Source organism: Amycolatopsis vastitatis (assembly GCF_002234595.1).
In the GTDB taxonomy this organism is placed as follows: Bacteria; Actinomycetota; Actinomycetes; order Mycobacteriales; family Pseudonocardiaceae; genus Amycolatopsis; species Amycolatopsis vastitatis.
Genome location: NZ_NMUL01000009.1, coordinates 274,681 through 297,206, shown reverse-complemented (window position 1 = coordinate 297,206; position 22,526 = coordinate 274,681). Strand labels below are relative to the sequence as shown.

The following is a 22,526-nucleotide window of genomic DNA, read 5'->3' as shown; positions in this document are numbered from 1 at the left end:
CGGACAGGTCGTTCCCCGCTCACGGCCGTTACCCATCCGCGACAACGTGAGGGCGATCGGGTCATGACGGCGGACCCTCGCGGTCCTAGGCTGGCGGGCACTCCCCCAGGTCTTCCACGAAAGGGCCACCCGCATGACCGACCCCGTCGTCCCCACCACCTCCGGCGCGGTGCGCGGTCAGGTCACCCCCGCCGGCGTGGTGCGCTTCCGCGGCATCCCGTACGCCGCGGCGCCCGAAGGTGAGCTCCGCTTCGCCGAACCCGTCCCCGCCCCGCCGTGGGAGGGGGTCCGCGATACGCGGAGACCCGGGCCGACCGCACCGCAACGCCGTCACGACGTGCCCGGGCTCGACCTGACCCCGCTCGCCGGGACCGGCTGGCGGCCGGGGCCGGAATACCTGACCGTGGACGTCTGGACCCCGCAGCCGGGCGCCGCTTCGCTGCCGGTGCTGGTCTTCGTGCACGGCGGCGCGTTCCTCGGCGGCACCGGATCGGCGGCGGCCTACGACGGCACGGCGTTCGCCCGCGCGGGCGCGGTGCTGGTGACCGTGCAGTACCGGCTCGGCGTCGACGGCTTCCTGCCCCTCGACGGCGGCACCACCAACGTCGGGCTGCGCGACCAGCTCGCCGCGCTGCGCTGGGTCCGGGACAACATCGCCGGGTTCGGCGGCGACCCGGCGAACGTGACCCTCTTCGGGGCAGCGTCCGGGGCCGTGAGCGTCGCCTGCCTGCTCGGTTCGCCGCTGTCACCGGGGCTCTTCCACCGCGCGATCGTCCAAAGTGGACATCCGGACATGGTGCGCGACGGCGTCCAGGCACGGCGGCTGGCCAAGGTGGTCGCCGACGAGCTGAAGGTCGAGCCGACCGCCGAGGCGTTCCGGAAGGTGTCGACCGAGCAGCTGCTCGACGCGCAGGACGCCGTCCTGCGCCCGGGTGGCGCGCCCGACCTGCGCGACGCGCTGGGCTACGACCGCGGGTACGGGCTGAGCCCGTTCCTGCCGATGGTCGGCGACGACGTCCTGCCGCAGCACCCGGGCAAGGCGATCCGGGCGGGCGCGGGCGGTGACGTCGACCTGATCGCCGGCAGCTGCAGCGAGGAGATGCGGCTCTACCTCGTGCCGACCGGCGCGCTCGAAGCCGTCACCGACGACCAGGCCGTGGCGTCGCTGGCGGTGTCGCACCCGGACCCGGCCGGCGTGCTGTACGCCTACGGCCTCGGCGCCGGCCGCTCGGCGGGCGAGGTTCTCGTCGAAGCGCTGACCGACCTGGTCTTCCGCGACGGCGTGCGCGACCTCGCCGAGCACCACACCGGCCGGACGTTCCGCTACGAGTTCGAGTGGGGCTCGCCGCTGCTGGAAGGCAGGCTGGGCGCGTGCCACGGGCTGGAACTGCCGTTCGTGTTCGACGCGCTGGACGCGTTGTCCGGACCACGCGGCCTGCTCGGCGAAAACCCGCCGGCCGAGCTGGCCGGAGACCTCAACGGCGCCTGGTACCGCTTCGCCGCCACGGGCTCGCCGGGCTGGGCGGAGTACAAGGGCGAAGACACGATGTTCCACGCCTACTGATCCCCTTTGCTCCACCGGGCTGGCTCCTGGCCGGGACGGTTGACGAGCGCCCCGCCGCGCTGCCACGCTCGGTGCGCCCGGACGTCCGATGAATGGGGACCACCGATGCCCGAGGCGGGCTCTCCCGCTCCGCCACGCGCCTTAGTCCGCACGCTGCTGCGCAGCGGCACACCCGCGGAACCCGCCGAAGCCGACGACGGCAACCTCGCCGCCGTCGGGGACGCGACGCTCGCCCGCGCTTCGCGCTACTGGGTCGTCGTGCCGCTGGCGTACCGGATCGCGGCGTTCGTGAAGGTCTTCATCGGCTTCACCGCGGCGAACGGCGGCCTCGGTCTCGGCCCGGTGCTGGGGGCGACCCTGTTCGCCGTCGTGGCCAACACCGCCGCGACGGTCTGGGTGCTGCGCGCCGGCGGGTTGCGGGCCCGCGTCACCGGCCGGGCCCTCGCCCTGGACTTGGCGGTCGGTGTGGTGCTCAACTTCGCCGTGGCGGCGACGGCGCCGGCGTCCGTGCAGCCCTTCGCCGTCGACGTGTCCTGGACCTGGCTGGTCAGCGGGGTCGCCATGTGGGCGGGCACGTGCGGCCTGCCCGCGGCGCTGTGGCTGTTCGCGGCGGCCGTCCCGCTCCGCGCGGCGCTGACGCTGGCCGGCGGTCTCCCGCTGAGCCACCAGCTCGCGCTGACGCGGTCGATCGGCTGCCTGGTCGCGCTGGCCGTGGCGATCGTGATCGCCGTGGCGATCCTCATCCTGCTCGGTGTCGGCACGCGGTTCGCGGTGGACATCGGGCTCCGGCGCGGACGCGAGGCCGAACGCCGCCGGACCCGGCGCATCATGCACGACAGCGTGCTGCAGACACTCGAAGCGCTGGCCATCGCGGCACCCGGCGACGACGCCCAGGCCGCCGCCCGGCTGTCGGAACTGCGCTCGGTCGCCAGGGCGCAGGCGGCCGAGCTGCGCCAGCGGATCACCGAGCCGGTGCCCAACGGGTCGACGCGCGGGTTCGCCGTCGAACTCGCCGACGTCGCCACCGAAATGGCGCGCGACGGCCTGCGCACGCAGCTCGTCGCCGCCGACTTCGCCGACGACCGCAAGGTGTCGCAGGACCGGCGTACCGCGCTGGTCGAGGCGGTCCGGGAAGCGTTGCGCAACGCCGTGAAACACTCCGGGACGAACCAGGTCGTCCTGCGCGTGGAGGAGCGCGACGGCGGGATCGCGGTCGTGGCCCGGGACCAGGGCCAGGGTTTCGACGTCCGCGACCGGCCGCCGGGCTTCGGCATCAGCCAGTCGATCGTGGCGCGGCTGGCCGAGGTCGGCGGGCGCGGCACCGTGGACTCGCAGCCGGGCCGCGGCACCCGCGTCACGATGTGGGTGCCGGGCTAGGTCCGGGATTCGTCGAACGTCTTGAACGACTCGTTCCTGTCGTCGGACGTCTTGAACGAGTCGTTCAAGACACCGCGGTCCCACGCTGGGCCCGGCTCAGGCGGCACGGCGGGCGGCGCGCTCGGCGGCCAGGCTCGCCCGGCACGCCGCGGTGAGCCGGGTGGTCGCCGCGCTGCCGCCGCGCCCGCAGCGCGGGCAGGTCATCGACACGGCCAGGGACAGCTCGTCGACCGCGACGGCCAGCTCGCTCCGGCAGCCGCGGCACCAGCGGTGCCGGGTCACCGGGCTGACGTGGGCAGGCGAGGCCACGCACTGGTGGATCCACCGGCCGTGCACGTGGCAGGTCAGGCGGTCGTCGGGCGCGAGCAGGCCCATGTCTTCGGCGTCGTCCTCGGTGGCGAGCAGGACCGGCAGGCTCCGGACCCGGTTCGGCGTGCTGGTCGTGGCGGTCATCGTGGTCCCCTTTCGCTCTCACCCTTACGTCGAACCGGGGACGCCGGAATCGACATCGGCACCACGGCAGTGACGAGCCCGAGCGTGCAGACGATCGCCGCGATCAGGAATGGAGCAGCTCCTGAGTCGCCGGCGTGGTGGCTCACGGTCACGCTGGACACCGCGGCCGCGATCGTGGCGCCGACCTGACGGGTGGCGTTGAGGAGGCCGCCGACCGACCCGGCCGCGGCCGGGTCGGCTTGGCTGACCGCGAACCCGACCAGCGCGGGCAGGGTCCAGGAGACTCCGAGGCCACACAGCAGCAGCCCGAGGCCCAGCACGAACGGCTGGCCGTGAACCGTCGTCGCGACGGCGATGAGGGCCAGCCCGGCCGGGAACGCGACGAAGCCCATCCGGATGGGCCGCAACGGCCCGTAGGCCCCGACGAGCCGGCCGGTGATCAGCGGATTCAGCGCGACCACCAGTGTCATCGGCAGCAGCGACGCGCCCGCTCCGGCCGCGGTCGTGTGAAGCACGAGCGGGATCGAGAAGATCACGGTGGTCAGCGCGTAGTTGACCACCGCGCCCCACCCGAACGCCCGCCACACGGCCCCGTTACGCCGCAACGCCGCCGGGACGATCGGCGCGGGCGACGCCCGGTCGATCAGCGTGGTGCCGTACCCGAGCCCGAGGGCGACGAGTCCACCCAGAACAGCCGGTGCCCAGCGTTGCTGGCCTGCCTGGGTGACGGCGAAGGTGGCGACGGCCAGCGTCGCCGCGAGCCCGAGATGGGGAAGCCACGAGAGCGTGCGGGCTCGCCGCGTGATCGCGATCGGGGTCCGGCACAGGAGAAGAACCACCAGCGCGATCGGGAGGTTGATGACGAAGACGGCACGCCAGCCGTCGACGGCGATGAGCCATCCGCCGAGGACCGGGCCCGCGGCCATGGCCACCCCGCTGATGGCCGCCCAGGCACTGATGGCACGTCCGCGGGCTCCGGGCTCCGGATACAGACCGGCGATCAAGGCCAGCGAACTCGGGATGATCGCGGCGGCGAAGAGGCCGAGCACGGCTCGGAAGACGAGCAGGAGCGCGATGGTGGGCGCGAACGCGCACGCCAGTGAGGCCGCGCCGAAACCGATCACCCCGGCGAGGAAGACCCGGTAGGCACCCAGGCGGTCGGCGAGGCTGCCCGCGAACACCAGGGCGGAGGCCAGCGCCATCGTGTAGACGGTGGTGGTCCAGCCGACGCCGACGACGCCCGTGTGGAGGGAGGTCATGATGCTGGGTTCGGCCACGGCCAGGACGGTCGTGTCCAGCAGCACCATGAAATAGGCCAGCGAGATCCCCACCAGCCGGGTCGCCGGCTGGATTCGGTTCCGTTGTGCATCGGGAGGCGCTGTCGCGGACATGAAACTCCTTGATCCAGTGAGGACGGACGGTCCGCAATGGTGCGTCTTCACCGGGCCCGGTTCGACCGGTGCGGCCGCACCGGTATTCGGAATATCCGAACACCTGCTTAGGGTGGGTGCGTGGACCTGGACCAGCTCAGAACCGCCATCGCGTTGCTGCGGCATCGGACGGTCAACAAGACGGCGGCGGCCCAAGGCCTCGCGGCGTCCTCGATCTCCGATCGAGTACGCCGCCTCGAGGCCGAACTCGGGGCACCGTTGTTCCTCCGCGACCGCGCCGGCATGCACCCGACCGCGGCCGGCCGCGCCTATCTCCTCACCGCGGCCGCGGCGCTGGAAGCGCTCGACGATGCCGCCGGACAGCTCCGGGCCGGGCCAGGCCTCGTTGTCGGAGCGCAGGCATCGATCGCCGGCGAGCTGCTGCCGTCCGTCCTGGACGAGCTCCGGCAAGCGCGTCCGGAACTCCAGGTCCAGCTACGCCCCGACCCCGACCGCGATCGGCTCCTTGCCGCGCTCGGCCACGGCGAAATCGACGTGGCCGTGCTCCTCGACGCCGGTGAGCACATCGGCGGCCTCGGCTTCTCCGACCCGGCTTCGGACCTGGAGCACCTGGACGCGCGCGAAGTCGCCATGACGGTCGTCGCCCCGCCGGATCATCCCCTTCTCGGGCGCCCGGTGACCATGGCGGAGATCCAGCGCAGCGGAGGCCTGGTCGGCCGGGAACCGCGGTGTTCCTTCTGGATGGCCACCCGGCGATGGCTCGGTCCCGATGTCGGCCTCACCGCCGTCGGCGGCCTGGCGCAGGTCCGCGAATGGGTCGCCACCGGTCGCGGGGTCGCCCTGCTGCCCGAGTTCGCCGTGCGGGCCGATCTGGATTCCGGCCGCCTGGAAGCCGTCGATGTCCAGGCACCACCCCTGCGGCTGCGCCTCATCTGGCGCGAAGATCACCCCGGCGTCAGCGAGCTTCGCCCCCTGCTCTACGCGCTCACTCAGGCCTGACCGCGCGCACGGTCGACTGGCCGGATTCCGGCGGTTCCTGGCGTTCCGGCCACTCCCCGGCGCCCGGGAAGATCGATAGCTTCGGCGGGTGTCGAAAATCCTCCTTTCGGTCCACGTCCTGGCGGCGATCCTCGCCGTGGGCCCGGTCGCGGTCGCGGCCAGCATGTTCCCCGCCGCGGTCCGCCGGGGCGACGTCAAGTCGGCGACCCTGCTCCACCGGATCTGCCGTGTGTACGCCTACGCGGCCATCGCGGTTCCGGTGTTCGGCTTCGGCGTGGCGGGCACGATGCACGTCATGGGCGACCCGTGGCTGCTCGTGTCGATCGGCCTGACGGCGGTCGCGGCCGCGGTGCTCGCGCTGCTGGTCCTGCCGCGCCAGAAGCGGCTGCTGGCCGAAGAGTCCACTTCGGACACTCTTGGCCGGCTGGCCATGCTGACCGGCGTGTTCAACCTGCTGTGGGCGGTGGTGACGGTGCTGATGATCGTCCGGCCCGGGTCGTCGACCGGTGCCTAGACCGCGACCGCGTGCGGCACGCGCACCGCCACGAAGTCCGGCCGCTGCCGCAGGGCGAACCCCAACGAGAGATACAGGCGGATCGCGGAGGTGTTCGCCGCCGCCGCGTGCATCATCGGCGTCTCGCCGCGCTCGCGGATGCCCGCCGCCACCGCGAGGACGAGCCGCGTCGCGAGCCCCTGCCCGCGGTGGGCCGGGTCCGTGCAGACCGCGCTGATCTCCGTGTAGCCCGGCGGGTGCAGCCGTTCGCCTGCCATCGCGACGAGCGCGCCGCCGCGGCGGATGCCGAGGTAGGTGCCGAGCTCGACGGTCCGCTTCCGGAACGGGCCCGGCTGCGTCCGTTCGACGAGGTCCAGCATCTCCGGCACGTCCGCGGGCCCGAGCCGCACCGCTTCCGGGTCGGGTGCGGCCGCGACGCCGTCGTCCACCAGCTGCACGCCGGAGATCTCGTCGAGCACCTCCCAGCCGGACGGCGGCCGCGCGGTGACGGCGGCGATCACGACGGTCGCGCCCGGCCCGGCGAGAGCGGCGACGTCGAGCCAGTCCTGCTCACCCGGATCGTCGGGCAGGGCCAGGAACGGCGCGACGTCCTCCGGGTAGCGCAGCACGCGCCCCTGCCGTTCCGCGAAGTGCGCGTGCGGGCCGGTCAGCGAGGCCCAGGTCGGGTTGTCCAGCGGAGAAGCCACGGCTCCAGCATGCCGACACCGGTCGAGTGGCCGCCGCCACTCCCACATCCTGGGTAGGGTGCGCACGTGGGTTCCCAGGTCCCGGTGTGGATTCCGATCGTCGTCGCCCTGCTCGGCCTCGCCGGGGTGATCCTGACCCAGGTCCTTTCCGGACGGCGGGAGGCCCGGCGGATGGCCGAAGAGGCCGCTCGCGAAGAGCGCCGGTGGCAGCGCGAGCGGGAAGCCCGGACCCACGAAGCCCGCGCCGCCGCCTACGCCGAGCTGCTCGGCGCCCTCGGGGCGTTCGACACGGTGCTGTTCCGGGCGCTCAGATCCCGGGAAACGGCCCACCCCATCGACGAGCACCAGGTCACCGAGTTGCGTGAGGTGCGGAGCGAGGCCCAGCACGCCCTCGGACCGGTCACACTGCACGCGCCGGAGGCCGTGCGGAAGCTCATCGGCGACGCGACGCTGCCCCGGCTGCGGCTGGCCACGCGGTTGCTGGACTCGGACAACGACGGCACGGAGGACCGTGCCCTCTGGACCGCGGGTCAGCGCGGCTACCGTCTGCTGCGGGCCAAGATGCGCCTCGACCTGGGCTTCGACGCGGAACCAATGGCCGCGATCGAGGCGATCGGTGCTCAGCCGACGGTGGTCAGCTCCTCGTCCGAGAGCACCCCGGATCCGGCCGACACGACCAGCCTGCCGCCGCCGACCTTGTAGGTGTAGTCGCCGTTGACCGCGACGAAACCGTCGCCCTCGGCCTGGGCCGGCAGCATGATGTGGGTGTCGCCGGAGGCCGCCTGCCCGCGGGCCTGGCCGTCGTAGAAGATCCGGCCGTCGGGGATCCGGCAGATCGTGACGAGGGTCTTCGCGGTCTGCGCCACGAGCAGCGCGGTCCCCTCGCCGCCGGGCAGGTACCGCGCGGCGTCGCCCGGGCAGGACTTCCCGTCCGGCGTGGCCGAGGTGGACGTGGACGGCGTGACGGGCGGGGTGGCGGAAGCGGTCGTGACCACGGTCTTGGTGGTCGGCAGCGCGGGCGTCGTGTACTCCGGGAAGGGCCCCGACGCTGACGGCGAAGGCCGTGAGCGCCCGGTGAACAGCAGGACCCCGCCCACCGCGGCGCCGGCGACCAGCATCAGGGTGAGCAGGACCCACAGCGCCCGCGCGCGGGCCCGGCCCGGCGCCAGGCTCGCGCAGGTGCCGCACCGCCCGGTGCCCGGGTCGTTGACCGCGCCGCACTGCGCGCACGTCCAGGGAAAACCCGCCATCGGGCCTCCTTCGGCCCGGCGCCACGCCACGCCGGTCCCCCCATCGTCACCGACGAGGGCACCGGCTGCAACGGCCCGCGGCTAGCCGTGGACGACGTTGACCATCCAGGGAATGCCGAACCGGTCGACGCAGGCGCCGAACTCGTCGCCCCACATCTGCTTTTCGAACGGAACCGTCACGGTGCCGCCGTCGCTGAGCTTTTCCCAGTAGCCGCGCAGGTCGTCGGCGTCGTCCCCGCTGAGGCTCACCGAGATGTTCGTGCCCGGGTTGTGCTCCATCCCGGCCGGGGTGTCCGACGCCATCAGCGCGAAGCCGTTCTCGGCCTCCAGCTGGGCGTGCATGATCTTGTCCGCGTCCGCCCCTTCGGGTGAACCGAATTCCCCGAACGTGTTCACCGTCAGCGTGCCACCGAAGACGCTCTTGTAGAACTCCATGGCCTGCCGCGCGTCGTCGCGGAAGCTCAGGTAGGGGTTAAGGCGAGAAGCCACGGCCATCTCCTTCGATCGGACGAGAGCAGCATCCTCGCAGAACACCCGCGCTGCGCCAATCGGCGGATTTTCAGGGCCGTCCTCAGAGCACGAACCGCCGTTGCGCGACGGGTTCGAGCGGCAGCGCGCCGTGCAGCGCGGCCCGGGCACGCAGCTCCAGCGCCCGGTCCAGGGCCCCGCTCCCCGGCGCCGCGGCGTGGAACGTGCCGCGGTCGAACAGGTACACCAGCGCGAGCTTCCCCTGCCGGCGTCCGGTCTGCTCGGCGAACTCGACGGTCGCCGACCGCAGGCAGCCGCCGTAGCCCGCCCGGTTCAGCCGGTCCGCGACGTCGACCAGGTCGCCGGTCAGCACGCGCAGGTCGCGGTTGCGGCGCCAGCACCGGACCGTCGAGTGGCCTTGGAGGTCCTGGGTCACCAGCGGGTGCACCGGCAGCCGTGCCGACGTCGCGGCGATCAGCTCCGCCTCGGTGCGGGCCAGCGCGTCCCCGTCCACTTTGAAGTCGACCGTGCCGCCGCCGGTGGGCGCGAGGCCGAGCGCGGCGCGCATCCGCGGGGCGGCCGCGGCGAGGGTGTAGAGGGACTGCAGGTGCGGGCGGGACGTCCAGCACCGGACGAGCTTGCTGTCCAGCAGGGTCACGAAGGTTCCTATCTTCGGTCGAGAAGACCGCCGGACCGGGCGCACTGGCAATGTCCACAGTGGACGTCAGGCGCGGGGACGCGGGGCCGGAAAGGACAGCATGCGCCAGCGCTGCCCATTCCGCCCGGAACGCCGGCGTCCGCGCGGCGAACGGCACCGGCCCGCCGCCGAACGGTCAGCGGTGAAACAGTTCGACCGATCAGCGGTATTCCCCCTCGCCTCACGCGGTGGTGATCACGACCTTCCCGAAGTTCTCCCGGTCCTCGAAGCGCCGGAACGCCGCCCCGGCGTCCTCGAACGAGTGAACGCTGTCGATGACCGGCTCGATCGGCCACACGGCGAGCCACCGGAGAAAGTCCTCGGTGTCCTCGCGGCTGCCGACCCAGATCTTCCGCACGGTCGCGCCACTGCGGAACAGGTCCATGAAGTCGACCGCGGGCCCGGTCCGGCCGACGAACCCGACGAGCGCGATCTCGGCGTGGTGCGTCCCGGCCGCGACCAGCGACTGCGCGAACGTGCCGGGCCCGCCGACCTCGACGATCCGGTCCGCGCCCCGCCCGCCGGTGGCGTCGAGCACCGCCTTGCCCCATTCCGGCGTCGCGACGTAGTCGATCACCGTGTCCGCGCCGAGCTCGGTCAGCTTCGCCGCCTTGGCCGCGCTCGACGTCGTCGCGACGACCCGTGCCCCGCGCGCCTTCGCCAGTTGCAGGGCGAACAGCGAGACGCCGCCGGTACCGAGGGTCAGCACGACGTCGCCCGGGCGCACGCCGTCGAGCGACGTCCACGCCGTGACGGCGGCGCACGGCAAGGTCGCGCCCTGCTCGAAGGTCAGCGAATCCGCCAGCGCGACGAGCGCGTGCTCCGGGACGGCGCGGTATTCGGCGAGCCAGCCGTCCTGGCCGTTGCCGTAACCCACGATCGTGTCCGGCATCCGTCCGGCGATCCAGCCCGGGTGGAAGGTGTTGATCACCCGGTCCCCCTCGGCGAAGCGGGTGACCCCCTCGCCGGCCGCGACCACCTCGCCGGCGGCGTCCGAGACCGGGATCAGGCCGCCGGACCCGGTGGTGAAGTGGTCGCCGTTCAGGATGAGCAGGTCGCGGTAGTTCAAGGACACGGCCCGGACCCGGACGAGCACCTCGCCGCGCCGCGGCTCGGGCATCGGCTCTTCACACTGGACCAGGCGGCCGGACTGGGGACGGTAGACGCGCACCGGAACTCCTCATGTTAACCAGTTGACTAACATCGACCATGGCACAGCGGCTCCCGCGCGGGCAACCGGGGATACTCGGGACATGGCCAGCCGCACCGCGACCCCCCTGGACCACCCGGCCCTCGAAGACGTCTCGTTCACGGCGGCACTCGAAGCCCTGCGCGACCCCCATCGGCTGGCCATGATCGCCGCCCTCGCCCGCGAACCCGGCCAGTCGTGCGGCGCGATCATGCCGCCGGTCAGCAAGCCCGCCGCGTCCCGGCACTTCAAGATCCTCCGCGCGGCCGGGCTGCTGAAGCAGTGGGACAGCGGCACGCAGCGGCTGAACGCGCTGCGCCGCGAGGAGTTCGACGCCCGCTTCCCCGGCCTGCTCGACCTGGCCCTCTCCGAAGCCGCGCGCGGCTGACTTTCCCCTTTTCGCACCAACCAGACATTTAGCGTTGCTAATAGATCTGTGTCAGAGCTAGCTTGGAGGCGTGACCGAACTCGCCGAACGGCTCCTGGGTGCCGTCCACGGGGTCCGCCGGGTGCTGCGCCGCCGGGTCCGGGCCGATGTGCCGGGCTTCCCGCTGCCCGGCGCCCAGGTCGAAGTCCTGCGCGTGGTGGCCGACCAGCCCGGCATCGGCGTCGCCGCGGCCGCGCGCGAACTGCACCTGGCGAACAACTCCGTGAGCACGCTGGTGAACCAGCTCGTCGACGCCGGGCTGCTGCGCCGCGAGGCCGACCCCGCCGACCGCCGCGCGGCCCGGCTGGAGATCACCGGCGCGGCCGCCGACCGGATGGCGGCCTGGCGGCGCGCCCGGACCGGGCTCGTCGCCGACGCGCTCGCCGGACTGTCCGAAGAGGACATAGCGGCCATCGAAGAGGCGTTGCCGGCCCTGGAAAAGCTCATGGGCATCCTGAAGGAGCAGCCATGACCGAACCCGCCGCGGTGCACTGCACCGGCCTGAGCCACTCGTTCGGCACGACCCGCGCGGTGGACGGCGTCGACCTCGAGATCCATCCGGGCGAGGTGTTCGGCCTGCTCGGCCCGAACGGCGCCGGCAAGACGACCACCCTCCGGATGATCACCACGCTGCTGCCGACGGCGCCGGAGAAGATCACCGTCTTCGGCGTCGACGTCGCGCGCCGCCGGATGGCCGTGCGACGGCTGATCGGGTACGTCCCGCAGCAGCTGTCCGCCGATGCCGCGCTGACCGGCCGGGAGAACGTCGCGTTGTTCGCCCGGCTCTTCGACGTGCCTCGCCGCGGCCGGGCCGAACAGGTGCGGCTGGCCCTGGACCTCGTCGGGCTGGCCGGCGACGCCGACCGCACCGCCAAGACGTACTCCGGCGGCATGATCCGCCGGCTCGAGCTGGCCCAGGCCCTGGTCAGCTCGCCGCGGCTGCTCATCCTCGACGAGCCGACGATCGGGCTCGACCCGGTCGCCCGCTCGTCGGTCTGGGAGCGCATCGGCTCGATCCGCGAGGCGACCGGCATGACCGTGCTCGTCACCACGCACTACATGGACGAAGCCGAGCAGTACTGCGACCGCGTCGCGCTGATGCACGCCGGGCGGATCCGCGCGCTCGGCACCCCGGCCGAGCTGGAAGCCGATCTCGGCCCGGGGTCCACTTTGGACGACGTGTTCCGCGCGGTGACCGGGAACCGCCTCGACAACGACGAAGGAGGGATCCGCGGTGTCCGTGCCACTCGCCGTACCGCCCGCCGTCTCGGCTGACCCGGGCCCGCTGCGCCGCCTGCGCGTGCTCGCTGCCCGCGTCGGCGCGATGTGCCTGGTCGAGCTGCAGAAACTCCGCCGTGACCAGACCGAGCTGCTCACCCGGGCGATCCAGCCCGCGCTGTGGCTGCTGATCTTCGGCGAGACGTTCACCCGGCTGCGCGCGATCCCGACCGGCTCGACGCCGTACCTCGACTACCTGGCGCCGGGCATCCTCGCGCAGTCGGCGTTGTTCATCGCGATCTTCTACGGCATCCAGATCATCTGGGAGCGCGACGCGGGCGTGCTCGCCAAGCTCCTGGTGACGCCGACACCGCGAGCGGCGCTCGTCGCGGGGAAGGCGTTCGCCGCCGGCGTCCGCGCGCTCGTCCAGGCGCTGATGGTGCTGGTCCTGGCCGCGATCCTCGGCGTCGGGCTGACCGCGAACCCGCTGAAGCTGCTCGCCATGGCCGCCGTCCTCGTGCTCGGCTCGGCGTTCTTCTGCTGCCTGTCCATCGTGATCGCCGGGATCGTGCTGTCGCGGGAACGGCTGATGGGCATCGGCCAGGCGATCACGATGCCGCTGTTCTTCGGCTCGAACGCGCTGTACCCGGTGGACCTGATGCCGCCGTGGCTGAAGGTGCTCAGCCACGTCAACCCGCTGAGCTACCAGGTCGACGCGCTGCGGGGCCTGCTCATCGGCACCCCCGCCCACCTCGGGACCGACTTCGCGGTGCTGGCCGCGGCGACGGCGGTGGCCATTTCGGTCGCTTCGGCACTGCTCGGCAGGTTGGCCCGGTGAGGCACATGTCTCACCGAACGGAAGCTTTATCGCCCGATGCCTAATCTCGAATTCGTGAATCGTCATCGGGGCGTGGTCGGATTTGTCGGTTTTTGTGTGCTCGCCGGAATCCTGGCGGCCGGGACGATGGCGCCCGCCGCCATCGGGGCGGGCCTGCTGTCGAATCAGGTCAGCGATTCGGTGGACGCCATTTCGGCGCAGCTCGCCGCCGCCGATCCGCCCTTGGTCACGACGGTGACCGACCGCGACGGCGCCCCGATCGCGACGCTGTACGCGCAGTACCGCCTGCCGGTCACCGCGGCCGGGATCGCGACCACGATGAAAGCCGCGATCATCGCGGTCGAGGACCGCCGGTTCTACACCGAAGGCGGCGTCGACGTGCAGGGAATGCTCCGCGCGGCGGTCAACGACAGCACCGGCGGCGCGCTGCAGGGCGCGTCGACGATCACCCAGCAGGACGTCAAGAACTACCTGATCAACGTCGTCGACCGGAACAACCAGTCGGCCCAGCAGGCCGACCGCGAGGACTCGCTCGCCCGCAAGCTGCGGGAGGCGAAAATGGCCGTCCAGCTGAACGAAACGAAGAGCAAGGACGACATTCTCGCCGATTACCTCAACGTCGTCGAATTCAGCGGAACCGTGTACGGGGTCGGTGCCGCGGCAAAAGCGTACTTCGGGACGACAGCGGACAAACTGACCGTGCCGCAGGCGGCGTTGCTCGCCGGAATGGTGAACAACCCCAGCGTCTACAACCCGTACGCCCACCCGGACAAGGCGCTGCAGCGCCGCAACCTCGTCATCGACGACATGGTCACCAACGGCTCGATCCCCGCCTCCTACGCGGCGACGGCGAAGGCCACACCGCTCGGGCTGCTGCCGAACGGGCCCGCCACGCCGTCCAGCTCCTGCCTGGGCGCGGCGCCGGACGCGGGTTTCTTCTGCGCCTACGCGGAAAGCTACCTCGAGCGCGCCGGGTTCACCGCCGACCAGCTCGCCACCGGCGGGTACACGATCAAGTCCACGCTCGACCCGCGCGTGTCCCAGGTGACGAAGGACGCCGTCGACGCGAACGTGCCGACCACGCAGGACGGCGTGGCCAACACCTTCGCCGTCGTCCAGCCGGGCCCGAACGGGCACCAGGTGCTCGCCATGGTCGCCAACCGGAACTACGGCACGGACCCGGGCCAGGGCCAGACGTCGACCGACCTCGTCGCCGACGCGAGCAACAAGTTCGGCTCGGGTTCGTCGTTCAAGATCTTCACCTCCGCCGCGGCGCTCGTCACCGGCAAGGCGGGCCTGGACACGCCGCTGCCCAACCCGGACAGCCAGTGCTTCACGCCGCCGGACGCCGACGCGCACACGCCGTGCTACACCGTCCACAACGACGGCCACTACGCGGACCCGATCACCCTCGAAGAGGGGCTGGCGACGTCGCCGAACGTCGCGTTCGTCGGGCTCGAGTCGCAGGTGGGGATGCCCGCCGTGCTCGACATGGCGTACAAGCTGGGGCTGCGGAACACCCTCGCGACCAACGACGCCGGCCGCACGCCGGACCCGAAGTCGGGCAACCCGCAGTACCGCGAGCCGCAGTCGCAGTACTTCAAGGACCTGCTGTCGTTCACCCTCGGCAACAGCCCGGTCAGCCCGCTGGAAATGGCGAACGTCTCGGCGACGCTGATGAGCGGCGGCGTCTGGTGCCCGCCGAACCCGATCCTGTCGGTCACCGACCGGGACGGGAACGCCGTGCCGGTGCCGCAGCAGGGGTGCGAACAGGTCATCCCCACGGGCGTGGCGAACACGCTGGAAGCGGGCCTGAGCAAGGACACCACGAGCGGCACGTCGGCCGAAGCGGCCCGCGCCGCCGGCTGGACCCGCCCCGACATCGGCAAGACGGGCACGACCCAGCAGAGCGAGTCCGTGGCGTTCGTCGGCGGTGTCGACGGCTACGCGGTGTCGTCCATGGTGTTCGCCGACGGGCCGCACCCGCGCGAGATCTGCCCGGGCACCCCGGTGCACCTCGGCGACTGCGGTCACGGCGCGTTCGGCGGCACGGTCGCCGCGCCGCCGTACTTCCACGCGATGAGCCAGTTGCTGGCCGGGGTCCCGGACCAGCCGATCCCCGGGCCCGACCCGGCGTACCTGACCGCCCGGGGCTAGCGCGGTTCGAGGAAGACGAGCGGGATCTCCCGCTCGGTCTTCGTCTGGTACTGCGCGTAGTTCTTGAAGTCGGCGGTGATCTTCGGCCACAACTGCGCGCGTTCGCCGGCGTCGGCGACCCGGGCCCGCATCGGCTGCTTCGGGCCGCCCTTAAGCGAGACCTCGACCTCGGGGTTGTCGCGAAGGTTGAGGAACCACGCGGGGTGCGTGTCGTCGCCACCGCGCGAAGCCACGACGACCCAGGTCTCACCGTCCTGGTGCGGCGAGGTCAGCAGCACCGACCGCGGCTGCCCGCTCTTGCGGCCGATCGTGGTGAGCTCGAGGACGGGCATGGCGACCTGCCAGCCCACCCGCCCGCCCGTGAGCTTGATCAGGCCGCGGTGCACGGCATTCATGGTCTTCAGGGCGAAGTCGCTTGGCATGATCCCAATCTAGCGCCGGGCACCCGCCCGCCGGCCGTACGGGTTGATTGTCCACTTTGACCGGTTCCGGTCCGGACCAGTTCGGCAAAAGCCCCACGGCGCGTGGCGCCGGTGTGCGAGGCTGCGCGGCGAACGAGGACCGAAAGAGAGAAGACCGATGCTGATCTGGGGCTGGCGTACGCGGATCTACGTGCTGGCGATGACGACCTTCCTGTGCGGCCGCTGCGGCAACCCCGCTTCGCACGCGGTCCGCAAGGCGGTCACGAAGTTCACGCTGTTCTTCATCCCGCTGTTCCCGATCAGCGTCAAGTACACCGCGCAGTGCACGTTCTGCGGGATCGAGAACCGGATCCCGAAGGAGGACGCCGTCCGGCTGCAGGCGCAGGAGGAGCAGGGCCACGCCCAGCAGGCCGCGCCCGGGTATCCGGCGCAGCCCCAGGGGTACCCGGCGCAGGGGCTCCCGGCGCAGCCGCAGGGGCTTCCTCAGCAGGGTGTCCAGCACCCTTCGGGGCAGCAGTACCCCTCGCAGCCGCAGGGATTCCCGCAGCCGGGCCAGCACCCTCAGCAAGGCCAGTAGCGCGCTTCTCCCGGCCCGGGGCTTCCCGCGGGCCGGGGGTCAGTGCCCACCGGGGCGAGCCGCACTACTGCCGTCAAAGCCCTCCCAGCCCGGGCCTTCCCCTGGCTGGCGTCAAGCGCCCACCGGCGCGAACCCGGCGGCCCGCCGGGCGATCCCCACCGCCGCCGCGGCGAACCGGACGTGGATCCCCGCGAGCAGCGCGAGATCGACCGCGGCACCGGTCCCGCGCGGCCACTCCCGGCCGTCCACCCACTCGCGCAGCTCCCGCTCGGCCGCACCGGCGAGCATCTCCCCCAGGGCCCGGGCGGCCGCAACCGCCTGCACGCCGAGCCGGGCGAGCGCGGGCCGGGCCGCTGACGGCACCGGCCCCCGCGCGTCCGCGACCTCCCGCGCAAGACCACCCATCCGAGTGAGATCCGCGGCGGTGTGCACGGCGGCGACCACCGCCTTCACCTCCGCCTCCCGCGGCGCGTGCAGGGCCGGCAGCGCACACGCCTGGTCCTCGCACGCGGCCCCGAGCGCGGCCGCCGCCGCGACCTGCTCACGCACCCGTCCGCCCAGCGTGTCGTCACTTTCCAGCACCGAGCGCGTGGCTTCTTCGAGCGCGATCGCGACGAGCGCGCAGAGGTCCGCCAGCCGGTGGGAGAGCGTGACCAGTTCCTTCTGAAACGCGGTCGGCATGGCGGCAGGAAACCAGCCCGGCCGGGTGTCGGCATCTCGTCGCCCCGCCCGGAATTGTCGGTCCCCCGTGCTCTCCTCGACGGCGAGAGCGGTGCACCCCGCACCCGGAGGAGAAGGAGCAGACCGATGGCAGGCGAAACGACGGTCACCGTGGCCGGCAACCTGACGGCCGACCCCGAACTGCGCTTCACCGCGGCCGGCGTCGCGGTCGCGAGCTTCACGGTCGCCTCGACGCCGCGGACGCTGGACCGGCAGTCGGGTGAGTGGAAGGACGGCGAGGCGCTGTTCCTGCGCTGCAGCCTGTGGCGCCAGGCCGCGGAAAACGCGGCGGAGAGCCTCACGCGCGGAACGCGGGTCCTGGTCACCGGCCGGCTGGTGCAGCGGTCGTTCGAGACCAAGGAGGGCGAGAAGCGGACTGTGGTCGAACTGCAGGTGGAGGAGATCGGTCCGTCGCTGCGGTATGCGACCGCGACAGTCAACAAGGTCAGCCGCAACGGCAGCGGAACGAACCCCGCGGACGGCAACGCGTGGGGAGCCGCGCCGGTCCCGGCGGGCGTCGGCCCGGGACAGGAGCCGCCTTTCTAGCGTTCCGGTCGTGACCGGCCGGTGACCCCATCCGTTCGCGGCCGGCGGCCGAACACCTGTTGACGGGACCTCGACCCGTGCTCGACCGCCCGCGGTGACGATGAGGAAACGCTCCGGGCGGACCTGCTGTCGAAATCCCGCCCCCTGGTTCGACGCAGGGGTGGAGGAGGCCGAACCACGAGCGGGAGGGACCGAGATGAACGGGAACGAGAAGGCCGGCTCACCGGCGGCGGCGCACCCCGTGGTCGACCACCGGATGCGGGCGATGTTGAGAGCGGTCGGCGCGGGCCGCGGCCGGGTGTCCTGCAGCAGCGAACCCGACCTGTTCATCGACGGCCTGTCCTGCGGCGACCAGTTCGCCGCCCACAAGCTGGCCCACCTGGGCCTGATCCGCCCGGCCCACCCCGGCCGTCCGGGCGAGCAGGTCCCGGCGGTCCTGACGGCCGCCGGCCGGGCCATCGTCACCACGGACCACCAGTCGGCCGCCTGACCGCGACCGGCGCGACGTTTGACAACTCCACAAAGCAACGGCCACTCGTCCGGCCGCCGCGCCGGTCCGGTCCGCCGGTGGCAGGGATCGGTTCCCCCCTGCGAGCGGTCCCGGCAGCCCCGGGAAATCAGACCGGACGCCCCACGACACCGGCAAACCCGGCCCCCGCGACCCCATCAGCCCGGACCCGCCCGGCCGACACCACCGCAGCACCCCCGCCCCCGGCGAACCGACCCCCAGCGGTCCCGGCCACCCCGCACCACCACACCGACCGCGACTACCGTGGCGAGCATGAGCAACACCGAGGCCGCCCCCGCCGAGCTCGCCTGCGGCGACCGGCCGTCGACGACCGACCCCGAGCGGCCGACCGTCGAGATCCTCACTCCGCGCGAGGTGCCGCTGGGCGGCCCGCGGGCGATGCGGGTCCGGCGGACGCTCCCCCAGCGGTCGCGGTCGCTCATCGGCGCGTGGTGCTTCGCCGACCACTACGGCCCGGACGAGGTCACCGGCCCCGGCGCGATGGATGTCGCCCCGCATCCGCACACCGGGCTGCAAACCGTGAGCTGGCTGTTCGACGGCGAGATCGAGCACCGCGACAGCATGGGCACGCACGCGATGGTCCGCCCCGGCGAGCTGAACCTGATGACCGGCGGGCACGGCATCTGCCATTCGGAAGTCTCGACCGCGGCCACGAAGACGCTGCACGGCGTCCAGCTCTGGGTGGCGCTGCCCGAACGGCACCGGCACACGGCCCGGGCGTTCGACCATTACGTCCCGTCGGTGAACCGGATCGAAGGCGCGGAGATCCGGGTGTTCCTCGGGTCGCTGGCCGGGCGCACGTCCCCGATTCCGACGTTCACCCCGCTGCTGGGCGCGGAGGTCGTCCTGGGCCCGGACGCGCACATGTCCCTCGGCGTGGACCCCGGTTTCGAGCACGGCGTCCTCGTGGACACCGGCGAGGTCGTCGTCGCCGGCACCCGTGTCGGCGCGGCGGAGCTCGGCTACCTCGGCACCGGGGTGCGCTCCTTGACGCTCAGCAACCGCGGCGCCGGGCCGGCCCGGTTCCTCCTGCTCGGCGGCACCCCGTTCGACGAAGAAATCCTGATGTGGTGGAACTTCGTCGGCCGCACGCACGAGGAGATCGCCGCGTTCCGCGAAGCGTGGCAGGCGGAGTCCGACCAGTTCGGCAGCGTCACGGGCTACGCGGGCACTCCCCGACGCCTGCCCGCACCGGCTCTGCCGGCGGTCCGCATCAAGCCGCGCCGCAACCCGGGTTCCGGCCGGGGCTGACGTCCCGCGAAACCGGATAAGGTCGGGCCGACGGAACAGGAGGCCCCGCCGATGCCGAGTTCCCCGCCCGGTCCCACCGCGGCCGACCTGATCGTCGACGGCCTCCGCGCGCACGGCGTCGGCACCGTCTTCGGCCTGCCCGGCGTGCAGACCTACGACCTGTTCGACAGCCTCGCCCGCGCGAACGGCGAAATCCGGGTGATCGGCGCGCGGCACGAGCAGACCGCGGGCTACATGGCCTTCGGCTACGCCCAGGCGACCGGCCGCACCGGCGTCTACACCGTCGTGCCCGGCCCCGGCGTTCTCAACTCCTCCGCCGCGCTGCTTTCGGCGTACGGCGCGAGCGCGCCGGTGCTGTGCCTCACGAGCGAGATCCCGCGCGCCTACCTCGGCCGCGGGCTCGGGCACCTGCACGAGATGCCCGACCAGCTGGCGACCCTGCGCACCCTCACCAAGTGGTCCGCACTGGTCGAGCACCCGGCCGAGGTCCCGGACGCGCTGGCGACCGCGTTCCGGGAGGCGGCGGGCGGGCGGCCGCGGCCGGTTTCGCTGGCGGTGCCGTGGGACGTACTGGGGCTGCGCGCCCCGGCCGAGGCCGTCGGACCGCTGCCGCTGCCCCGCCCGGCCGTCGACCCGGTCGCCGTGGCGGAGGCCGCCGGGCTCCTGGCCGGTGCGAAGAACCCGATGATCATGGTGGGCGGCGGCGCCCGGCACGCGGCCGCCGAGGTCCGGGCGCTGGCCGAGCGGCTGCAGGCGCCGGTGGTGCCGTTCCGCGGCGGGCGCGGCATCGTGGGCGACGACCACCCGCTCGGCTTCACCTGTGTCTCCGGCTTCGAGCGGTGGGCGGAGACCGACGTGGTGATCGGCATCGGGTCACGGATGGAGCTGTCCTGGTTCCGCTGGCCGGACAAGCCCGCGGGGCTGAAGACGATCCTGCTCGACATCGACCCGCGGCAGGCGACCCGGCTCGAAGCGGACGTCGCGATCGTCGCCGACGCCGCCGACGCCACAGCCGCGCTCGCCGCCGCCGTCGGTCCACAAAGGACGGATCGGACGGCGGAGTTCGCCGCGCTGAAGGCAACCGTAGCGGAACGCGTCACCGATGTCGGGCCGGAACTGGAGTTCCTGCGGGCGATCAGGGACGTCCTGCCCCGCGACGGCTTCTTCGTCGAAGAGATCTGCCAGGTCGGCTTCGCGTCCTACTTCGGGTTCGAGGTCTACGCCCCGCGCACCTTCGTCACCTGCGGCCACCAGGGCACGCTCGGCTTCGGCTACCCGACGGCGCTGGGCGTGCAGGCGGCCTTCCCCGGCCGCCCGGTGGTTTCGGTGACCGGGGACGGCGGCTTCATGTTCGCCGCGCAGGAACTGGCCACCGCCGTCCAATATGGACTGAACGTGGTCGCGGTCGTGTTCGACAACGGCTACTACGGCAACGTCCACCTCGACCAGGAGCGGCTGTTCGAAGGCCGCGCGCTGGGCGGCCGGCTGCGGAACCCGGACTTCGCCCGGCTCGCCGATACGTTCGGCGCGCTCGGCCTGACCGCCCGCACCCCGGACGAGCTGCGCGGCGCGCTGGGCAAGGCGTTCGCCGCGGGCCGGCCCTCGCTGGTGCACGTGCCGTGCGAGCTGGGCGCGGGCGCGTCGCCGTGGAAGTACCTGATGCCGAAATCCGACCGCAGCTAATCCCCGGCGACGCGCTCCAGCGCGGCGAAGACCCGGTCGACGTCGGCCGGGGTCGTCCGCCAGTTGCTGAAGGCGGCACGCAGCGCCGGGCGGCCGTCGTACACCGTCGGGGTCAGGAACGTGGTCCCGTCCTCGGCGATGGCTTGGACGAGGGCGTCGATCCGGTCCTGGGTGACCTCGGCGGCCGGGGTGAAGCAGACGACGTTGAGCCGTACCGGGGCGAGCAGGTGCCAGCGCGGCGAGCCGTCGATCCGCGCGCCGAGGTCGCGGGCCAGCGCGACGCAGCGCTCGACGATCTCGCGGTGCCCGGCGCGGCCGTACGCCACGAGCGAGAACCAGGCCGGCAGGGCGCGCAGCCGCCGGGAGTTCTCCGGCGTGAGGTGCAGGAAGTCCGGGGTCGCGCCGATTTCGCCGAGGTAGGCGGCATTGTTGGCGAACACGCGCAGCTGCAGGTCCCGGCGGCGGGTGAACTGGACGGCCGAGTCGTAGGGCACGTTGAGCCACTTGTGCAGGTCGACGACCACCGAGTCGGCCTGGTCGAGGCCCGCGGTCAGCGCCGCGTGCTCCGGCACCAGCGCGGCGAACCCGCCGAACGCGGCGTCGACGTGCAGCCAGAAGTCGTACCGCTGCTTGAGGGCGGCGATCGCGCGCAGGTCGTCGAAGTCGACCGTGTTGACGGTCCCCGCGTTCGCGACGACGACGGCCGGGCCGTCGAGCGTCTCGAGCACTTCGGCGAGTTTCGCGACATCGACGGCTTCGCGGCCGGGGAGCAACGGCACCTTCAGCAGCGCGGACCGGCCCATCCCGAGGAACGACAACGCCTTCAGGACACTGGAGTGCGGCGAACCGGACAGCACGGTGACGGGCCCGAGCGCGGCGGCGCCTTCCTCGGAGACGTGCACGCCTGCGCGCTCGCCGAGCCATTCACGGGCGATGGCCAGTCCGGTCACCGTCGACATCGTGGCTCCGGTGACGAACGCGCCGGAGAACTCCGGACCCAGCCCGAACAGCTCGGCCAGCCAGCCGACGGTCTCGCGTTCCAGGTCCTGCGCGGAGGAGTCCATCCCGCTGGCCGGGTTCTGGTCGTAGGCGGCGGTGAGCCAGTCCCCGGCCAGCGCCGCCGGCGTGGCCCCGCCGGTCACGAAACCGAGGTAGCGGGGGCCCGCACTGGCCGCGAAGCCGGGTTCCCAGCGCTGCGAGAACGCCTCCAGCGCACCCCGCGTCCCGGCGCCTTCGGCGGGCAGGGGCACCGGCACGACGGCAACGGGCGGGACGGCGGCCGCCCGCTCGGCCAGCCCGGCGAGCGCCTCACCCGCGACTTTGCTGGTGACGTCGAGGAGATCGGGCAGGGAGTTCAGGTCTTCGGCAAGCTTCGGATCCACCCGGCCGACGCTAGGCGCCCCGGCCACCGCTGTCGCGGTCCAATCCCCCGAAACTGGCCCGTGATGCCCCGCCAATCACGCGTGATGCCTCTGCAATCACACGAACCGACCCTCCCGGCACGCGAACCGACCGTCCAGGTACGCGAACCGACCGTCCAGGTACGCGAGTCCGCCATCGCGGTACGCCC

At 72.6% G+C, this 22,526-nt stretch carries 25 protein-coding genes; 15 read left to right on the top strand and 10 right to left on the bottom strand.

From position 1 onward, the window contains the following. Window positions 1–133 precede the first annotated feature (133 nt). Both CF165_RS12485 and CF165_RS12480 read left to right on the top strand, forming a co-directional pair. Window positions 134–1,564 carry a carboxylesterase/lipase family protein gene (locus CF165_RS12485; RefSeq protein ID WP_093947638.1) on the top strand — a complete coding sequence of 477 codons (1,431 nt, stop codon included), beginning with the start codon at window positions 134–136 and terminating at the stop codon, window positions 1,562–1,564. A gap of 105 nt (window positions 1,565–1,669) precedes the next feature. Further along, window positions 1,670–2,941, top strand: a complete 1,272-nt coding sequence (locus tag CF165_RS12480) for a sensor histidine kinase (RefSeq protein ID WP_093947637.1) — start codon at window positions 1,670–1,672, stop codon at window positions 2,939–2,941. 96 nt (window positions 2,942–3,037) lie between these two features. Here the strand turns inward: CF165_RS12480 and CF165_RS12475 are convergent, their stop codons facing one another. Both CF165_RS12475 and CF165_RS12470 read right to left on the bottom strand, forming a co-directional pair. After that, entirely contained in the window at window positions 3,038–3,394 is a 357-nt protein-coding gene (locus CF165_RS12475) for a hypothetical protein (protein WP_093947636.1), read from the bottom strand. Further along, window positions 3,391–4,785, bottom strand: coding sequence for an MFS transporter (locus CF165_RS12470; protein WP_240521549.1), 1,395 nt, complete (start codon window positions 4,783–4,785; stop codon window positions 3,391–3,393). Before CF165_RS12470 ends, CF165_RS12475 begins: the two co-directional genes overlap by 4 nt. A gap of 120 nt (window positions 4,786–4,905) precedes the next feature. On the opposite strand from CF165_RS12470, the gene CF165_RS12465 reads away from it, so the two are divergent. After that, window positions 4,906–5,784: a LysR family transcriptional regulator gene (locus tag CF165_RS12465; protein WP_093947634.1), complete on the top strand. Its 879-nt coding sequence runs from the start codon at window positions 4,906–4,908 to the stop codon at window positions 5,782–5,784. An 88-nt stretch (window positions 5,785–5,872) separates the two neighbouring features. Then, window positions 5,873–6,298 (top strand): hypothetical protein, encoded by a 426-nt coding sequence (locus tag CF165_RS12460; protein ID WP_093947633.1) that lies wholly within the window; start codon window positions 5,873–5,875, stop codon window positions 6,296–6,298. On the opposite strand, the gene CF165_RS51730 is transcribed toward CF165_RS12460, so the two are convergent. Then, on the bottom strand, window positions 6,295–6,984 hold the full coding sequence (locus CF165_RS51730; protein ID WP_167441425.1) for a GNAT family N-acetyltransferase: 690 nt from the start codon (window positions 6,982–6,984) through the stop codon (window positions 6,295–6,297). The genes CF165_RS12460 and CF165_RS51730 overlap by 4 nt on opposite strands. A gap of 66 nt (window positions 6,985–7,050) precedes the next feature. Between CF165_RS51730 and CF165_RS51725 the strand changes: the two genes are divergently transcribed. Further along, window positions 7,051–7,686, top strand: a complete 636-nt coding sequence (locus tag CF165_RS51725; RefSeq protein WP_167441424.1) for a hypothetical protein — start codon at window positions 7,051–7,053, stop codon at window positions 7,684–7,686. Here CF165_RS51725 and CF165_RS12445 read toward each other — a convergent pair. From CF165_RS12445 to CF165_RS12430, 4 genes are all read right to left on the bottom strand, one after another. Further along, complete coding sequence (locus tag CF165_RS12445) at window positions 7,605–8,234, bottom strand: hypothetical protein (RefSeq protein WP_093947630.1); 630 nt, start codon at window positions 8,232–8,234, stop codon at window positions 7,605–7,607. The genes CF165_RS51725 and CF165_RS12445 overlap by 82 nt on opposite strands. Before the next feature lie 81 nt (window positions 8,235–8,315). Continuing rightward, window positions 8,316–8,723, bottom strand: coding sequence for a VOC family protein (locus CF165_RS12440; RefSeq protein WP_093947678.1), 408 nt, complete (start codon window positions 8,721–8,723; stop codon window positions 8,316–8,318). 82 nt (window positions 8,724–8,805) lie between these two features. Continuing rightward, window positions 8,806–9,360: a PspA-associated protein PspAB gene (gene pspAB, locus CF165_RS12435; protein ID WP_093947629.1), complete on the bottom strand. Its 555-nt coding sequence runs from the start codon at window positions 9,358–9,360 to the stop codon at window positions 8,806–8,808. A gap of 220 nt (window positions 9,361–9,580) precedes the next feature. Then, window positions 9,581–10,570, bottom strand: coding sequence for a zinc-dependent alcohol dehydrogenase family protein (locus CF165_RS12430; protein ID WP_093947628.1), 990 nt, complete (start codon window positions 10,568–10,570; stop codon window positions 9,581–9,583). Window positions 10,571–10,652: 82 nt separating this feature from the next. Here CF165_RS12430 and CF165_RS12425 point away from each other — a divergent pair, with 82 nt between their 5' ends. The 5 genes from CF165_RS12425 to CF165_RS12405 all read left to right on the top strand — a co-directional run bounded on the left by CF165_RS12425 (window position 10,653) and on the right by CF165_RS12405 (window position 15,228). Continuing rightward, a complete protein-coding gene (locus CF165_RS12425; protein ID WP_093947627.1) occupies window positions 10,653–10,976 on the top strand; it encodes an ArsR/SmtB family transcription factor in 324 nt (107 codons plus the stop codon). A 70-nt stretch (window positions 10,977–11,046) separates the two neighbouring features. Next, a complete protein-coding gene (locus CF165_RS12420; RefSeq protein WP_093947626.1) occupies window positions 11,047–11,487 on the top strand; it encodes a MarR family winged helix-turn-helix transcriptional regulator in 441 nt (146 codons plus the stop codon). Then, a complete protein-coding gene (locus CF165_RS12415; RefSeq protein ID WP_093947625.1) occupies window positions 11,484–12,290 on the top strand; it encodes an ABC transporter ATP-binding protein in 807 nt (268 codons plus the stop codon). The genes CF165_RS12420 and CF165_RS12415 overlap by 4 nt, the downstream gene beginning before the upstream one ends. Further along, on the top strand, window positions 12,250–13,071 hold the full coding sequence (locus CF165_RS12410) for an ABC transporter permease (RefSeq protein WP_093947624.1): 822 nt from the start codon (window positions 12,250–12,252) through the stop codon (window positions 13,069–13,071). The genes CF165_RS12415 and CF165_RS12410 overlap by 41 nt, the downstream gene beginning before the upstream one ends. A gap of 36 nt (window positions 13,072–13,107) precedes the next feature. Beyond that, complete coding sequence (locus tag CF165_RS12405; protein WP_158226764.1) at window positions 13,108–15,228, top strand: transglycosylase domain-containing protein; 2,121 nt, start codon at window positions 13,108–13,110, stop codon at window positions 15,226–15,228. On the opposite strand, the gene CF165_RS12400 is transcribed toward CF165_RS12405, so the two are convergent. After that, on the bottom strand, window positions 15,225–15,650 hold the full coding sequence (locus CF165_RS12400) for a nitroreductase/quinone reductase family protein (RefSeq protein ID WP_093947622.1): 426 nt from the start codon (window positions 15,648–15,650) through the stop codon (window positions 15,225–15,227). The genes CF165_RS12405 and CF165_RS12400 overlap by 4 nt on opposite strands. 157 nt (window positions 15,651–15,807) lie before the next feature. On the opposite strand from CF165_RS12400, the gene CF165_RS12395 reads away from it, so the two are divergent. Further along, window positions 15,808–16,227 (top strand): zinc ribbon domain-containing protein, encoded by a 420-nt coding sequence (locus CF165_RS12395; protein WP_093947621.1) that lies wholly within the window; start codon window positions 15,808–15,810, stop codon window positions 16,225–16,227. Between the two features lie 111 nt (window positions 16,228–16,338). On the opposite strand, the gene CF165_RS12390 is transcribed toward CF165_RS12395, so the two are convergent. After that, window positions 16,339–16,908: a PhoU domain-containing protein gene (locus CF165_RS12390; protein WP_093947620.1), complete on the bottom strand. Its 570-nt coding sequence runs from the start codon at window positions 16,906–16,908 to the stop codon at window positions 16,339–16,341. Between the two features lie 126 nt (window positions 16,909–17,034). Here CF165_RS12390 and CF165_RS12385 point away from each other — a divergent pair, with 126 nt between their 5' ends. The 4 genes from CF165_RS12385 to CF165_RS12370 all read left to right on the top strand — a co-directional run bounded on the left by CF165_RS12385 (window position 17,035) and on the right by CF165_RS12370 (window position 20,956). Further along, window positions 17,035–17,493 carry a single-stranded DNA-binding protein gene (locus CF165_RS12385; RefSeq protein WP_093947619.1) on the top strand — a complete coding sequence of 153 codons (459 nt, stop codon included), beginning with the start codon at window positions 17,035–17,037 and terminating at the stop codon, window positions 17,491–17,493. A 196-nt stretch (window positions 17,494–17,689) separates the two neighbouring features. Continuing rightward, window positions 17,690–17,983 carry a hypothetical protein gene (locus CF165_RS12380; RefSeq protein WP_093947618.1) on the top strand — a complete coding sequence of 98 codons (294 nt, stop codon included), beginning with the start codon at window positions 17,690–17,692 and terminating at the stop codon, window positions 17,981–17,983. A gap of 291 nt (window positions 17,984–18,274) precedes the next feature. Then, window positions 18,275–19,273: a pirin family protein gene (locus tag CF165_RS12375; RefSeq protein WP_093947617.1), complete on the top strand. Its 999-nt coding sequence runs from the start codon at window positions 18,275–18,277 to the stop codon at window positions 19,271–19,273. Between the two features lie 51 nt (window positions 19,274–19,324). Further along, complete coding sequence (locus CF165_RS12370; protein WP_093947616.1) at window positions 19,325–20,956, top strand: thiamine pyrophosphate-dependent enzyme; 1,632 nt, start codon at window positions 19,325–19,327, stop codon at window positions 20,954–20,956. Here the strand turns inward: CF165_RS12370 and CF165_RS12365 are convergent. After that, window positions 20,953–22,338 (bottom strand): pyridoxal phosphate-dependent decarboxylase family protein, encoded by a 1,386-nt coding sequence (locus CF165_RS12365; RefSeq protein ID WP_093947615.1) that lies wholly within the window; start codon window positions 22,336–22,338, stop codon window positions 20,953–20,955. The genes CF165_RS12370 and CF165_RS12365 overlap by 4 nt on opposite strands. Between the last annotated feature and the right edge of the window lie 188 nt (window positions 22,339–22,526).

Bases quoted from the DNA above. Each gene is read 5' to 3' on its own strand.
- CF165_RS12485 (WP_093947638.1), top strand. From the start codon at position 134: ATGACCGACCCCGTCGTCCCCACCACCTCCGGCGCGGTGCGCGGTCAG.
- CF165_RS12480 (WP_093947637.1), top strand. From the start codon at position 1,670: ATGCCCGAGGCGGGCTCTCCCGCTCCGCCACGCGCCTTAGTCCGCACG.
- CF165_RS12475 (WP_093947636.1), bottom strand. From the start codon at position 3,394: ATGACCGCCACGACCAGCACGCCGAACCGGGTCCGGAGCCTGCCGGTC.
- CF165_RS12470 (WP_240521549.1), bottom strand. From the start codon at position 4,785: ATGTCCGCGACAGCGCCTCCCGATGCACAACGGAACCGAATCCAGCCG.
- CF165_RS12445 (WP_093947630.1), bottom strand. From the start codon at position 8,234: ATGGCGGGTTTTCCCTGGACGTGCGCGCAGTGCGGCGCGGTCAACGAC.
- CF165_RS12425 (WP_093947627.1), top strand. From the start codon at position 10,653: ATGGCCAGCCGCACCGCGACCCCCCTGGACCACCCGGCCCTCGAAGAC.
- CF165_RS12415 (WP_093947625.1), top strand. From the start codon at position 11,484: ATGACCGAACCCGCCGCGGTGCACTGCACCGGCCTGAGCCACTCGTTC.
- CF165_RS12405 (WP_158226764.1), top strand. From the start codon at position 13,108: ATGCCTAATCTCGAATTCGTGAATCGTCATCGGGGCGTGGTCGGATTT.
- CF165_RS12400 (WP_093947622.1), bottom strand. From the start codon at position 15,650: ATGCCAAGCGACTTCGCCCTGAAGACCATGAATGCCGTGCACCGCGGC.
- CF165_RS12395 (WP_093947621.1), top strand. From the start codon at position 15,808: ATGCTGATCTGGGGCTGGCGTACGCGGATCTACGTGCTGGCGATGACG.
- CF165_RS12390 (WP_093947620.1), bottom strand. From the start codon at position 16,908: ATGCCGACCGCGTTTCAGAAGGAACTGGTCACGCTCTCCCACCGGCTG.
- CF165_RS12385 (WP_093947619.1), top strand. From the start codon at position 17,035: ATGGCAGGCGAAACGACGGTCACCGTGGCCGGCAACCTGACGGCCGAC.
- CF165_RS12380 (WP_093947618.1), top strand. From the start codon at position 17,690: ATGAACGGGAACGAGAAGGCCGGCTCACCGGCGGCGGCGCACCCCGTG.
- CF165_RS12375 (WP_093947617.1), top strand. From the start codon at position 18,275: ATGAGCAACACCGAGGCCGCCCCCGCCGAGCTCGCCTGCGGCGACCGG.
- CF165_RS12370 (WP_093947616.1), top strand. From the start codon at position 19,325: ATGCCGAGTTCCCCGCCCGGTCCCACCGCGGCCGACCTGATCGTCGAC.